15 protein-coding genes are annotated in these 13376 nt (G+C 67.8%); 12 read left to right on the forward strand and 3 right to left on the reverse strand.

Annotated features, from left to right (window positions below; translation table 11 throughout):
* Positions 1 to 2: 2 nt before the first annotated feature.
* The 3 genes from RT97_RS17745 to pilV are packed head-to-tail and all read right to left on the reverse strand — an operon-like array spanning position 3 to position 2231.
* Positions 3 to 662, reverse strand: a complete 660-nt coding sequence (locus tag RT97_RS17745; protein WP_301280758.1) for a pilus assembly PilX family protein — start codon at positions 660 to 662, stop codon at positions 3 to 5.
* Positions 659 to 1639, reverse strand: a complete 981-nt coding sequence (locus tag RT97_RS17750; RefSeq protein WP_080898345.1) for a PilW family protein — start codon at positions 1637 to 1639, stop codon at positions 659 to 661. Before RT97_RS17750 ends, RT97_RS17745 begins: the two co-directional genes overlap by 4 nt.
* The gene (gene pilV, locus RT97_RS17755) at positions 1620 to 2231 is read right to left on the reverse strand and encodes a type IV pilus modification protein PilV (protein WP_042580116.1); all 612 of its coding nucleotides are present in this window, start codon (positions 2229 to 2231) and stop codon (positions 1620 to 1622) included. Before pilV ends, RT97_RS17750 begins: the two co-directional genes overlap by 20 nt.
* Positions 2232 to 2410: 179 nt before the next feature.
* On the opposite strand from pilV, the gene ribD reads away from it, so the two are divergent.
* The 12 genes from ribD to RT97_RS17815 all read left to right on the forward strand — a co-directional run bounded on the left by ribD (position 2411) and on the right by RT97_RS17815 (position 13330).
* Positions 2411 to 3538: a bifunctional diaminohydroxyphosphoribosylaminopyrimidine deaminase/5-amino-6-(5-phosphoribosylamino)uracil reductase RibD gene (gene ribD / locus RT97_RS17760; RefSeq protein WP_042580117.1), complete on the forward strand. Its 1128-nt coding sequence runs from the start codon at positions 2411 to 2413 to the stop codon at positions 3536 to 3538.
* 42 nt (positions 3539 to 3580) lie between these two features.
* Positions 3581 to 4246, forward strand: a complete 666-nt coding sequence (locus RT97_RS17765) for a riboflavin synthase (RefSeq protein WP_042580118.1) — start codon at positions 3581 to 3583, stop codon at positions 4244 to 4246.
* Entirely contained in the window at positions 4243 to 5400 is a 1158-nt protein-coding gene (gene ribBA / locus RT97_RS17770) for a bifunctional 3,4-dihydroxy-2-butanone-4-phosphate synthase/GTP cyclohydrolase II (RefSeq protein ID WP_042580119.1), read from the forward strand. Before RT97_RS17765 ends, ribBA begins: the two co-directional genes overlap by 4 nt.
* A 6-nt stretch (positions 5401 to 5406) precedes the next feature.
* Positions 5407 to 5868: a 6,7-dimethyl-8-ribityllumazine synthase gene (ribH, locus tag RT97_RS17775; protein WP_042580120.1), complete on the forward strand. Its 462-nt coding sequence runs from the start codon at positions 5407 to 5409 to the stop codon at positions 5866 to 5868.
* Complete coding sequence (nusB, locus tag RT97_RS17780) at positions 5865 to 6401, forward strand: transcription antitermination factor NusB (protein WP_042580121.1); 537 nt, start codon at positions 5865 to 5867, stop codon at positions 6399 to 6401. Before ribH ends, nusB begins: the two co-directional genes overlap by 4 nt.
* Positions 6398 to 7594 (forward strand): pyridoxal phosphate-dependent aminotransferase, encoded by a 1197-nt coding sequence (locus RT97_RS17785; RefSeq protein WP_042580122.1) that lies wholly within the window; start codon positions 6398 to 6400, stop codon positions 7592 to 7594. The genes nusB and RT97_RS17785 overlap by 4 nt, the downstream gene beginning before the upstream one ends.
* A 61-nt stretch (positions 7595 to 7655) precedes the next feature.
* Positions 7656 to 8114: a tol-pal system-associated acyl-CoA thioesterase gene (gene ybgC, locus RT97_RS17790; protein WP_042580168.1), complete on the forward strand. Its 459-nt coding sequence runs from the start codon at positions 7656 to 7658 to the stop codon at positions 8112 to 8114.
* Positions 8111 to 8833: a protein TolQ gene (tolQ, locus tag RT97_RS17795; RefSeq protein WP_042580123.1), complete on the forward strand. Its 723-nt coding sequence runs from the start codon at positions 8111 to 8113 to the stop codon at positions 8831 to 8833. The genes ybgC and tolQ overlap by 4 nt, the downstream gene beginning before the upstream one ends.
* A gap of 14 nt (positions 8834 to 8847) precedes the next feature.
* On the forward strand, positions 8848 to 9285 hold the full coding sequence (locus RT97_RS17800) for an ExbD/TolR family protein (protein ID WP_042580124.1): 438 nt from the start codon (positions 8848 to 8850) through the stop codon (positions 9283 to 9285).
* A 3-nt stretch (positions 9286 to 9288) separates the two neighbouring features.
* Positions 9289 to 10200 (forward strand): cell envelope integrity protein TolA, encoded by a 912-nt coding sequence (gene tolA, locus RT97_RS17805; protein WP_042580125.1) that lies wholly within the window; start codon positions 9289 to 9291, stop codon positions 10198 to 10200.
* 92 nt (positions 10201 to 10292) lie between these two features.
* Positions 10293 to 12023, forward strand: coding sequence for a peptidoglycan D,D-transpeptidase FtsI family protein (locus RT97_RS17810; protein ID WP_042580126.1), 1731 nt, complete (start codon positions 10293 to 10295; stop codon positions 12021 to 12023).
* An 86-nt stretch (positions 12024 to 12109) separates the two neighbouring features.
* Positions 12110 to 13330: a SprT-like domain-containing protein gene (locus RT97_RS17815; protein ID WP_042580127.1), complete on the forward strand. Its 1221-nt coding sequence runs from the start codon at positions 12110 to 12112 to the stop codon at positions 13328 to 13330.
* The last annotated feature ends 46 nt before the right edge of the window (positions 13331 to 13376 follow it).

The raw sequence follows: 13376 nt of genomic DNA on the forward strand, positions 1-13376 counted from the left end.
GTTCAGTCTTCAGGAAGGCAGCCAGGGCTGGCGGCCGGTTTGTACAAATTGGTCTGCAGCACGACCTGCGTCTCGTCGCGCATGCCGTAGCCGATGGCGGTGACGCGAAAGAGATAGCTGGCGTCCTGGGCGCTCGCGCTCTGCAGCGCTTTGGCCTGCCAGCCGCCGCGGCTGCGAATTGCTTCCACGATGTAGCGTGGCGCACGGGCCGGCAGTGCGCCGGCTCGGGTGCCAGTGGCTGCATCGCCGCTGAAATAGGTCCGGCCCGTGAAGGTGCCTAACGCAACCGACCTGCCGTTCTCGGCCGAAAGGTCGGCGGCCATCCACGCCGGATCGGCGCCCGGCTCCGCTGGAGCGCACAACCCCTGTTGCGTGCCGGCACCGCCACATCCTTCGACGAAGGCCGTCACGTCCTGGCGATTGAAAAGACAGAGGCGTTGCCGTGCATCGTCGTTGGGGCCGAGCACATCGGTTTCGGCATCGACGAGCGCCGCCTCGGCCGCCTGGAACGCCACCTCGGTGTCGCGGTCGTTGCGGGCGCTGCGCTCGTTGACCAGCGAGACCTGCGCGGCGCCGACGCCCAGCACGGTGGCAACGACCAGGATCAGCAGCACGACGATCAGAGAGAAGCCCCGCTGCGGCAAACGGCACTGCGGGCTCACGATGCGGCGCCCTTCATCGGATTGCGCAACATGACGGTGAAGGTTGCGACGCGCCTCAACCTGCCGTCGGCCGGAGGCCTGAAACTCAGCTCGGAGAAATCGGTGCCCAACGGATAGAGCACTTCCTCAGTCCCCTGGCTCGCGCCCCGGGCGTGCGCGCTGCGCGCCACCATGCCGATGCGCAATCCGACCACCTTGCGCCATTCGTCGGCGACCCTGTCTTCCGACGCCGCCATGGCCTCGAGCTGTGCGGCGTCCATCCAATGCTCGGGCGCACCGTCGCCATTGACATCGTGACCGTAGACGACCTTGAATACCTCGATGCCGCGCGCCAACGGCTGCGCCTGGAACGGGCCGGTCTTCGAGGCGCGGTATTTGCAATAGAGCTCGGGCTCCTTGTCTGCGGCTTCGGCGACATAGAAGAAGCTCCAGGCGCGGTCGGAGGACACCGGCTTGTCCGCCGACGGGCCGGGCTGCGCGAAACCCATGCAATCAATCATCGCGCCGTCGGGTTCGGTGCCATCGCCACCCGGACGGCTGCGTCCGAAGAAACGGATGCGCAGGGAGTCGCTCCCGTTCACGCCGCGGGTGTTGTGCGCGCCGTAGCTGTCGCCAACGCCGCTGACACGCGTATCGCTCGCGCCCACGAGGTCGAGGTCCAGCGAGTCGTTCGACGACGCCGGCATGTTCGCCCCGCTCGTGACCGTTGCCGCGCCGTCGGGGCTCTGGTAATCGGGTGCGTAGTCGGCATAGCCGGCCTGTCGCGCGACGGTTCTCACGACGGTGCTCGCGAACCTCAACGATTCCTCCACAGCCTGCGCGTCGGCGTCGACCGTGAACAGCCGCGGGCTGCCGACGAACGCGGCCGTGGCTGCGAGCACGACGACCAAGGCGATCGCCATTGCGATCAGCAACTCGACAAGCGTCACGCCGCGCTGAAGTGCACGGCCAGCAAGCTCACGAACCGGCCTGGCCATCGTGCGCCTCCCCAGCGACCAGTTGCATCACCAGGCGCGGTGCCGCCGACGAAGGGGCCTTTGCGCCACGGAGGGTGCGCGGCGTCCAGCCAAGCTTCACGACCAAGGTCTGCCCCGTCTTGCTACAGGCCCACGTGTACTCGTCCATCGCCGCATTCCAGGGCGCTTCGTCGAAGCACACGCTCAGGCGCGCATCGGGCAGTGCCTTGGCGATCCGGCGTTTCCACTCGCCCACGTCCCATGTCGCAAGCTGCGCCGGGCTGCAGGTCGCACCAGGGCCCACGCAGGCACCGCCGGCGGAAATGGCAGATGCGGCAGATGCGGCATCCGGTGCAGCGCCTTCGCGCCAGTCTTCGACAAGGTATGCATTGGCGGCGTCGTTGCGCGCGGCAATGCCTTTGTTCATCCGCGACTTCTCAGACAACTCGCGCGCCAAATTGAGCGCCGCCGTGAACGTTGCCGTTTCATTGCCGGTGCGCACCGCCGCGAGCAGCATGCCGAGCATTCCGAGCAACCCGACGCTCAGCACGACGATGGAAACCAATACCTCCACGAGCGAAAAGCCCGCGGCCCGATGCTTCGTTGAAGCCATGTTCGATGTCCTCCCTGATCTGCTGCAACTTGTGTTGCTTCTTTATTCCCGCCATCGAACTTCGAGCGTAGGGGCCGCTTGCGAGGGCTCGCGCACCGTTCATCCGCATCGACATGCCGCTCGTATGATCGAACGGCTTCGGTGTTAAATTTTTCCGTCCCTCCCCCCTCCCCGTTTTCATGCCTTCACACGAACAAGACGCGCAGCACATCGCGACGGCCTTGCGCCTGGCTTCCGACGCGCTGCTGCTGACCGATCCGAACCCGCGCGTCGGCTGCGTGCTGTGCGATGCCAGCGGGCGCGTGCTGGGCCAGGGCCACACACAAAAGGCCGGCGGCCCCCATGCCGAAGTGATGGCGCTGCGGGATGCAGAGGCGCAGGGCCACTCGGTCGAGGGCGCAACGGCCTACGTCACGCTGGAGCCCTGCTCGCACCATGGTCGCACGGGCCCCTGCTGCGATGCGCTGATCGCCGCCGGTATCGGGCGGGTCGTGGCGTCGCTGGCCGATCCGAACCCGCTGGTCGCGGGCCAGGGCTTCGAGCGGCTGCGGGCGGCGGGTGTCGAGGTCGAAGTCGGTGCCGGCGCGGCCGAATCGCGCGAACTCAACATCGGCTTCTTCAGCCGCATGGTCCGCAAGACGCCGTGGGTGCGGCTCAAGGTGGCGGCCTCGCTGGACGGCAAGACGGGCCTCACGAACGGCGTGAGCCAATGGATCACCGCCGAGGCGGCGCGCACCGACGGCCATGCCTGGCGCGCCCGCGCAAGTGCCGTGCTGACGGGCGTCGGCACCGTGCTCGAAGACAACCCGCGCCTGGACGTGCGCCTGGTCGAGACGCCGCGCCAGCCGCATCTCGTGGTGGTCGACAGCCGCCTCCAGACGCCGCCCGATGCTCACATATTCATAGCAGGCCGCCCGGTCTGGATCTATGCGGCCGTGCGGGACGAAGCCAGGGCTGCTGCACTCGAAGCCCGTGGCGCCACCGTCACCTGCCTGGCGAACGCCGAGGGCAAGGTCGATCTGGGCGCGATGTTGGAGGACCTGGCGGCGCGTGGCGTCAACGAATTGCACGTCGAGTCGGGCCACAAGCTCAATGGCTCGATGCTGCGCGAAGGCTGCGTCGACGAGCTGCTGGTGTACATGGCCCCCAAGCTGATCGGCACCGGCCTGGACATCGCGAGCCACCTCCATGCGGGCGGTCCGCTCACCTCGCTGGAGGGCGTTCTTCCCCTGGAATTCAGGTCCGTGGACGTGCTCGGCCCCGACCTGCGCGTCGTGGCCCGGGTGGCGGGAAGGGACAGGTTCTAGCGTTTACCCCGAACGGCCCGCGTTCTCTGCGAAAATGCGGGGATGTTCACCGGAATCATCACCGGCGTGGGGCGCATCGCCGCCATCCACGACCTCGGCACCACCTCCTCCTACGGCAAAAGACTCAGCATTGCGGTGCCTGACGGCTATCTCGACGACGTCGGGCTGGGCGACAGCATCGCGCTGAACGGCGCCTGCATGACCGTCACCACGCTGGCCCCCGAGCGACAGCAGTTCACCATCGACATCTCCGCCGAATCCCTCGACAAGACCGCGGGCCTGACCGACGAGGGCAGCCGCATCAACCTCGAGAAGGCCCTGCGCGCAAGCGACCGCCTCGGCGGCCACATCGTCTCGGGCCATGTGGACGGCATCGGCACGGTGAGCTTCTTCGAGCCGGTCGGCGAGAGTTGGGAGCTGCGCGTGGTCGCACCGCCAGCCCTCGCCCGCTTCTTGGCCTACAAGGGCTCCATCACCATCAACGGCGTGAGCCTCACCGTCAACAGCGTGAAAGACGTCCAAGACGGCGCCGAGATCAGCATCAACCTGATCCCTCACACCGTGGACAACACCTCCCTCGGCGGCCTTTCGGCCGGCTCGAAGGTCAATCTCGAAATCGATACCGTGGCGCGCTACGTGGAGCGCATGCTCCAGGCCGGCGTCCTGGTCCCGCAGACCGCCACGTATTCCAAGGACACCGCCGAATGAATGCCTCCGTCACGCCGATCGGCGCCGCCCCCAGCGCCTCGCGCGCACCCGCACCGATCTCCCCGGTCGAGGAAATCGTGGCCGAGCTGGCCGCGGGCCGCATGGTCATCCTGGTCGACGAGGAAGACCGCGAGAACGAAGGCGACATCGTCATCGCGGCCGACCACATCACGCCCGAAGCGATCAACTTCATGGCGCGCCATGCGCGCGGCCTGATCTGCCTCACGCTCTCGCGCGAAATGTGCGAACGGCTGCAGCTGCCGCCGATGGTCCAGCGCAACGGCGCCAAGCATTCGACCGCCTTCACGGTGTCGATCGAAGCGGCCGAAGGCGTGACCACCGGCATCTCGGCCGCCGACCGCGCCCGCACCGTGCAGGCCGCCGTCGCGCGCAACGCTGTGGCCGCCGACCTCGTGCAGCCCGGCCACATCTTCCCGCTGCAGGCGGTCGATGGCGGCGTGCTGATGCGCGCAGGCCATACCGAAGCCGGCTGCGACCTCGCTGCCATGGCCGGCTGCTCGCCCGCCTCGGTGATCTGCGAGGTGATGAACGAAGACGGCACGATGGCGCGCCTGCCCGACCTGCAGATCTTCGCGGCCGAGCACGACATCAAGATCGGCACCATCGCCGCGCTCATCGAGCACCGCAGCCGCGTCGAATCGCTGGTCGAGAAGGTCGGCTGCCGCGAGATTCAAACCGCCTGGGGCGCCTTCACCGCTCACGCGTTCATCGACAAGCCCAGCCGCGGCGTGCACCTGGCGCTGGTGCGCGGCACGTGGGCGCCCGAAGACACGGTGTCGGTGCGCGTGCACGAGCCGCTCTCGGTGCTCGATGCGCTCGAGATCAACCGGTCGCTGCACTCCTGGAGCCTGGACGCCAGCCTCTCGCACATCGCGACCGAGGGCAAGGGCGTGGCGGTGCTGCTGAACTGCGGCGAAACCGCCGGCGAGTTGCTCGCCCAATTCGACGGCACCGCGCGCCCCGCGCAGGCCCCCGAGCGCGGCCGCATGGACCTGCGCAGCTACGGCATCGGCGCGCAGATCCTGCGCGACTGCGGCGTGCACAAGATGAACCTGCTGGGCACGCCGCGTCGCATGCCGAGCATGGCAGCAGGCTACGGCCTGGAGATCGCCGGCTACCTCACGAAAGACTGAACGACCATGCAAGGTTCAAACAAGGGCGAGACCAAGCTCAATGGCAAGGGCCTGCGCATCGGCATCGTGCAGGCGCGCTTCAACGCCGACATCACCGATGCGCTGGCGGCCGCGTGCCTGGCCGAACTCGAAGCGCTGGGCGTGGCCGCAGCCGACATCCATCACCTGAAGGTGCCGGGCGCCCTCGAAGTGCCCGTGGCACTGCAGGCGCTGGCCGAGCGCGGCGGCTATCACGCGCTCGTCGCGCTGGGCTGCATCATCCGCGGCGAGACCTACCACTTCGAACTGGTGGCCAACGAATCGGGCGCGAGCGTGAGCCGCATCGCGCTCGACTACCGCCTTCCCATCGCCAACGCGATCCTCACCACCGAAAACCTCGAGCAGGCCATTGCACGGCAGACCGACAAGGGCCGCGATGCAGCCCAGGTCGCGGTCGAGATGGCGCAACTGCTGGCCACCCTTTCATGACCGAAGACACCACCAAGGCAGGCGGCGCCAAGCCCCGCCAGTCGCGCACGGGCCTCACCAGCACGGGCGCACGCAAGGCTTCGGCCAAGTCCAACCGCAGCCGCGCACGCGAGTTCGCGCTGCAGGCGCTCTACCAGCACCTGGTGGGCCGCAACGACCCGACCGACATCGACCACTTCACGCGCGACCTCGCCGGCTTCCACAAGGCCGACGCCGCGCACTACGACGCGCTGCTGCACGGCTCGATCGACAACGCCGAGCAGCTCGACGCGCTGATCCGTCCGCTGCTGGACCGCAAGTTCGAGGAAATCTCGCCCATCGAGCACGCCGTGATGTGGATCGGCGTGTACGAATTCCAGAATTGCCCCGACGTGCCGTGGCGCGTGGTGCTCAACGAGTGCATCGAACTCGCCAAGGAATTCGGCGGCACCGACGGCCACAAGTATGTGAACGCGGTGCTCAACGGCCTGGCACCGCAGTTCCGGCCGCTCGAAGTGGAAGCCGACCGCGCATCCGGCAAGGCCAAGGCATGAGGATCTCGACGCGCGCGCAGCGCATCGAACCCTTTTACGTGATGGAGGTGGCGAAAGCCGCCGGTGTGTTGGCCCGCGACGTGGCGCACACCGACCGGCCGATGATCTTCCTGAACATCGGCGAGCCAGATTTCACCGCGCCCCCGCTGGTGCAGGAAGCCGCCCTTCGCGCCGTGCGCGCCGGCGCCACGCAGTACACGCAGGCCACGGGCCTCGACCACCTGCGCGAACGCATCAGCGGCTGGTACCGCGAGCGCTTCGATGTCGACGTGCCCGCCCGCCGCATCGTCGTGACGGCCGGCGCCTCGGCCGCCTTGCAACTCGCATGCCTCGCGCTCATCGAGTCGGGCGACGAGATCCTGCTGCCCGACCCCAGCTACCCTTGCAATCGCCACTTCGTGAGCGCCGCGGACGGCAAGGCAGTTCTCATCCCGACGACGGCCGAAGAGCGCTTTCAGCTCACCGCCGCCAAGGTCGAGGCCGCCTGGACCGACAAGACGCGCGGCGTGCTGCTCGCCTCGCCGTCCAACCCGACCGGCACCTCGATCGCGCCCGACGAACTGCGCCGCATCCACGAGGTGGTTTCCGCGCGCGGCGGCATCACGCTGATCGACGAGATCTACCTGGGCCTGTCGTACGACGACACCTTCGGGCAGACGGCGCTGGCCATCGACGACAACGTCATCAGCATCAACAGCTTCAGCAAGTACTTCAACATGACCGGCTGGCGCCTGGGCTGGCTGGTGGTGCCCGAGGTGTTGGTGCCGGTGGTCGAGCGCCTTGCGCAAAACCTCTTCATCTGCGCGAGCACGGTGTCGCAGTACGCCGCGCTCGCCTGCTTCGAGGCCGAGAGCATCGCCGAGTACGAACGGCGCCGGGCCGAATTCAAGGCGCGCCGCGACTGGTTCATTCCGCAACTGAACGCGCTGGGCCTGAACGTGCCCGTGGTGCCCGATGGCGCCTTCTACGCCTGGGCCGACTGCACCAGCTTCGCCGAGAAGCTCGGCATCTCGGGCAGCTGGGATTTCGCCTTCGAGACCATGAAGCGCGCCCACGTCGCCGTCACGCCGGGCCGCGACTTCGGCACCGCGGAGACGGCGAAGTTCGTGCGCTTCTCCACCGCAAGCTCGATGGCGCATCTGAAGGAATCGGTCGAGCGCCTGCGGGCAATGGCCGAGAACCGGGCTGCATGAGCGCCGCGCCGGGCCGCCCCAGGCAAGCTCGCGCCGCAGTGCAACGCACGGAGGCATGCCGGTGAGCTACGCATTCCCGATCCGCGTCTACTGGGAAGACACCGACGCCGGCGGCATCGTGTTCTACGCCAACTACCTGAAGTTCATGGAGCGCGGGCGCACCGAGTGGCTGCGCTCCCTGGGCATCGCGCAGCGCAAGCTGCGCGAAGAAACCGGCGGCCAGTTCGTCGTGAGCGAAACGCAGCTCAAATACCATCGGCCCTCGCGGCTGGACGACGAACTTCTGGTGACCGCCGATGTTCAACAACTGGGCACGGCGTCATTGATAATCAGACAGCAAGTGCTATCAAAAACAGAGCAAGAGCGAACCGGTGCGCCGGAACCGGTCTTGCTGTGCGAAGGCACGATCCGCATCGGGTGGGTGGATGCCGCCACATTGCGCCCCGCACGCATACCGCCCCAGGTTTCGGGAACCCTCGAGCGCCGCGGCGGCTCCATGACTCAACCTTTCAAGCCATGAACCAAGATCTTTCCATCATCAACCTCCTGCTCCACGCCAGTTTCGTGGTGCAACTGGTCGTGCTCCTGCTCGTGATCGTCTCGATCGCCAGCTGGGCCGCGATCATCCGCAAGTACTTCGCGTTGCGGCGCATGCGCGCGCTGAACGACGACTTCGAGCGCGAGTTCTGGTCGGGCACCAGCCTGAACGAGCTGTTTGCCTCGGCCGCCCAGAACGCCAAGTTCGCGGGCCCCATGGAGCGCATCTTCGCTTCGGGCATGCGCGAGTACCAGAAGCTGCGCGAGCGCCACGTGAGCGACCCCGCCACCCTGCTGGACGGCGCCCGCCGCGCGATGCGCGCGAGCTTCCAGCGCGAGCTCGACGCAGCCGAGCAGAACCTCTCGTTCCTGGCGACCGTCGGTTCGGTGTCGCCCTATGTGGGCCTGTTCGGCACGGTCTGGGGGATCATGCATGCCTTCACGGGCCTGGCGGCCCTTGCGCAGGTGACGCTCGCCACCGTGGCGCCCGGCATCGCCGAAGCGCTGGTGGCCACGGCCATCGGCCTCTTCGCCGCGATTCCCGCGGTGGTCGGCTACAACCGCTTCGCCCGCGAGATCGACAAGATCGCCATCGCCTTGGAGACCTACATCGAGGAGTTCTCCAACATCCTGCAGCGCAACCTCTCGGCCAACCCGGGCGCCGCCGCAGCAGCCACCACGTCGGCTCCGGCCAACCGTTGAACGGATAGCAACGCATGCCCGCCGTTTCATCCCGGGGCCGAGGACGCCGAACGATCAACGAGATCAACATGGTCCCGTTCATCGACGTGATGCTGGTGCTGCTGATCATCTTCATGGTCACCGCGCCGCTCATCACGCCGAGCGTGATCAACCTGCCTTCGGTCGACCGCGCCAACAAGCAGCCTGACAAGCCCATCGAGATCGTGATCAAGAGCGATACCGAGGTGCAGATCAAGAAGGACCCGTCCACCGGCACCGGCGGCACGTCGATCCCCATGACCCAGATCGGCGCGGCCGCCAAGACCGCGCAGGGCGGCGACGCCCAGCGGCCGGTGGTCATCAGCGCCGACAAGGCGGTGAAGTACGAGACCGTCGTGAAGGCGATGGACCAGCTCAAGCGCAGCGGCATCGAGCGCGTGGGTCTGTCGGTCACGACCACGGGCGGCAAATAAGGCATGTCGCTCGCATTGGATCGCCCCGAGTTCGCGCCGCCGCCGCAGCGCGGCACGCCGCGCGCCGTCGTGCTCGCCCTCATTGCGCATGCGCTGCTGATCGCCGCGCTGACGTGGGGCGTGCGCTGGCGCAGCGAGGCCGACGAAGGCGCCGTCGATGCGGAGCTGTGGTCGTCCACGGTGCAACAGGCCGCGCCGCGCCTGTCCGCACCACCGGCGCCGACGCCCGCTCCCGCACCGCCCCCGCCTGCTCCCACGCCACCGCCGCCGCCCGCAGCCAAGGCCCCCGAGCCCGCGCCTGCACCCAAGGCCCCCGACATTTCCCTGGAGCGCGAGAAGAAGCTCAAGGAGCAGAAGGAACAGAAGGAGCGCGAGCTCGAGCAGCAGCAACAGCAAAAGAAGAAAGAGCTCGAAGCCAGGCAGCGTGCCGAAGACGAGGCACAGCGCAAGAAGGAACAGCAGCAGAAGCTCGCCGAGCAGAAGAAGCAGCAGGAAGCCGAGGCCAAGCAGGCTGAAGCCAAGAAGGCCGAGGCCGCAGCCAAGCAGGCCGCTGCCGACCGCGCCGCCACGCTCAAGCGCATGCAGGGTCTCGCGGGCGCGAGCGGTGCCGACGATTCGAAGGGTACGGCGCTGCGTTCGTCGGGCCCGTCGAGCGGCTACGCTGGACGCATCGCTGCGGCGGTCAAGCCCAACATCACCTTCGACAACAGCACCGTCGACGGCAATCCCGCGGCCGAGTTCGCAGTGAATCTCGCGCCCGACGGCACCATCGTCGGCGTGAAGCTCACCAAGTCAAGCGGGCTGCCGGCCTGGGACGAAGCAGCCGAACGCGGCCTGCACAAGACCGAAAAAGTGCCGCGCGACATCGACGGACGCATTTTTCCGTCGCTCATCGTGACGCTGCGTCCCAAGTAGATTCCGGCCGGGGCGCGCCTAACGCGCAGCTAAGAAAACGAGGGCCTTCCGGGTGACGGACACGTCACCCGGAACTCGATAATCGAGGGCTCATGAATCCCAATGGCCGCATCCGCTACGGCAGCAGCCCGCTGCTCGCCAGCCCCACCCCCGTCTGGCGCAGCAAGTTCATCGTGGCCAGCATCGCCTTCGGCTTCGTGCTGCTGGCGGGCCGGGCCGCCTACGTACAGGTGTTCAATCACGACTTCTTCCAGCACCAGGGCGAAGTGCGCTACCAGCGCACGCTGGAACTGCCCGCGAACCGCGGGCGCATCCTCGACCGCAACGGGCTGATCCTCGCTTCCGACATCCCCGCGCCCAGCATCTGGGCCATTCCCGAGGACATCGAGCGCGACGACCCTGCCGTGCAGGCCAAGCTCAGGCAGGCGGCAAAGCTCCTCGGCATGCCGCAAAAGGAGTTCGACAAGAAGCTCGAGGACGAGGACAAGAGCTTCGTCTGGATCAAGCGCCAGGTCGACACCGCCGTCGGCAAGCAGGTTGCCGAGCTCGGCATCAAGGGCCTCTATCTGCGCCGGGACTACCGGCGCCAATACCCCGAGGGCGAGGCGGCCGCGCACCTGGCGGGCTTCACCGACGTCGAGGACATCGGGCAGGAAGGCGTGGAGCTCGCCTTCAACAACGAGCTGGCCGGCAAGGCGGGCTCGCGCCACGTCATCAAGGACCGCCTGGGCCACATCGTGGAAGACACCGAAGACCAGGTGCCGCCGACCGATGGCCACGACATCCAGCTGAGCATCGACGACCGGGTGCAGTTCGTGGCCTACGAGAAGATCCGCGACGCCGTGGTCGCCAACAAGGCCCGGGCAGGCAGCGTGGTGGTGGTCGATGCCGAAACCGGCGAGTTGCTCGCCATGGCCAACTACCCCAGCTACGACCCCAACGACCGCCGCAACCTCACCGGCGAACAGCTGCGCAACCGCGCGATGACCGACGTGTTCGAGCCGGGGTCGACGATGAAGCCGATCACCATCGCCACCGCGCTGCAGCTGGGGCGCGTGACGCCGCAGACCATCATCGACACCAACCCGGGCCGCATCACCGTGGCCGGCGCCACGATCCACGACGACGAGAACTTCGGCGTGCTCACGGTGCAGGGCGTGATCCAGAAGTCGAGCAACGTGGGCGCCACCAGGATCTCGCAGCGCATGTCGGCGCAGGAAATGTGGAACTCGTTCACCTCGCTGGGCCTCGGCCAGAAACCGCAGACGATCTTTCCCGGTGCGGTGACCGGGCGCCTGCGGCCCTGGAAGTCGTGGCGGCCGATCGAGCAGGCCACCATGTCGTATGGCTACGGCCTCTCGGCGTCGCTGTTCCAGATCGCGCATGCCTACACGGCCTTCGCGCACGACGGAGAGGTCATCCCTGTGGGCCTCTTGAAGAGCACCGACACCGATCCGCCCGGCGTGCAGGTGTTCTCGCCGCAGGTCGCGAGCGAGGTGCGAAAGATGATGCACCTGGCCGCCGCGCCCGGCGGCACCGCGCCGCTCGCGCAGACCGAGGGCTACTCGGTCGGCGGCAAGACCGGCACCGCGCACAAGCAGGTCGGCAAGGGCTACGCGAGCAACAAGTACCGCGCCTGGTACACCGGCATGTCGCCGATCGACAAGCCCCGCATCATCGTCGCGGTGATGATCGACGAGCCCGGCGCGGGCAAGTACTTCGGAGGTCTCGTCGCGGCGCCGGTGTTCAGCCAGGTGGTGCAGCAGACGCTGCGCATCCTGAACGTGCTGCCCGACCTGCCGGTGGCGTCGATGGCGCATTGATGGCGCATTGATGGCGCCTCGATGGCGCATTGCCTGCACCTCGCTCGTTTAGGATCGTCGGCAATTCATTGCCTGGCGCTCCTGACATGGTCGACACCCCTCCTGCCGTTCGCCTCGAAGACCTGACCCCGCTCCCTTACCAGCAGGCCCTGGCCGCCCATCTGCAAGCGAACGAGCCCGAAGTCTGGCGCTGGGCCGCCTCCGCCGAGGCGCGCGAGGAGCATGCCGCGGCGGTCCGCGCCGACCTGCTGCGCAACTCGTACCGGCTCGATGCCGATGCCCATCCCGAGCTGCACGCGCATTGCAACGCGGCGGTGCAGCGCCTGGGCATCACGGCGCGCGTGGCGCTCTACCAGGCGGGCGACGGCACGATGAACGCCACGCTCTTCTTCCTGCCCGGCGAGGCGCACATCGTTCTCTCGGGCCCGCTCATGGAGCGGCTGCAGGGCGCGGAGCTTCAGGCCGTGCTCGGCCATGAACTGGCGCATTACCTGCTGTGGGAACGCGACGGCGGCAAGTACCACGTGGTCGATCGCATCCTGCAGGCCGCGGCGGCCGATTCCCGCGCCGATGCGAGCCACCTGCATGCAGCGCGCCGTTACGGGCTCTACACAGAGGCCTTTGCCGACCGAGGCGCGTGCATCGCCTGCGAGGCGCTCGAACCCGCGGTGACCGCGCTGGTGAAGGTGCAGACGGGCCTGAACCAGGTCAACGCGGCGAGCTACCTGCGGCAAGCCGACGAGATCTGCGCCGCGCCCGAAATCCAGACGCGAGGCGCCAGCCACCCCGAGGTGTTCGTGCGGGCGCGCGCATTGCGCCTGTGGACCGAACGCCAACCCGAGGCCGACGAATGGCTCGCCGGCGCGCTCGAAGGCCCGCTGGACATCGCCACGCTGGACTTGCTCGGCCAGCAGCGCGCCGATGCACTGACGCGCGAGACCATCGCCCAACTGCTGCAGCGCCCGTTCCTGCAGTCCGAATCGCTGCTGGCCCACGCGCGCCGCTTCTTTCCGAACTTCGCACCGCCCTCGGCGCCGATGCCGCCACCGGCGCCGGTGCCGGCCGGCGTGCACGACTACCTGGCCAGCGTGCTGGTCGATTTCGTCGCGGCCGATCCTGACCTGGACGACGTCACGCTCGCCGCCGCGCTCGGCCTGGCCGACGCCATGGGCTGCGGCGCGCAGCTCGAAGAGCGCGTGGTCAAGGACATGCGCTTTCCCAAGCGCAGCCTCACCCGAGTGAAGCGAGACGCGGTCGCCCTGCTCGAAAAAGCAGCCGCACAACATCTGCAGGGCGCCTCCGCATGAGCGAAGCGCCGGGCCGCCCCAAGCACGCTCGCACCGCAGTGCGAAG

It is taken from the genome of Variovorax paradoxus (assembly GCF_000834655.1).
Classification (GTDB): domain Bacteria; phylum Pseudomonadota; class Gammaproteobacteria; order Burkholderiales; family Burkholderiaceae_C; genus Variovorax; species Variovorax paradoxus_F.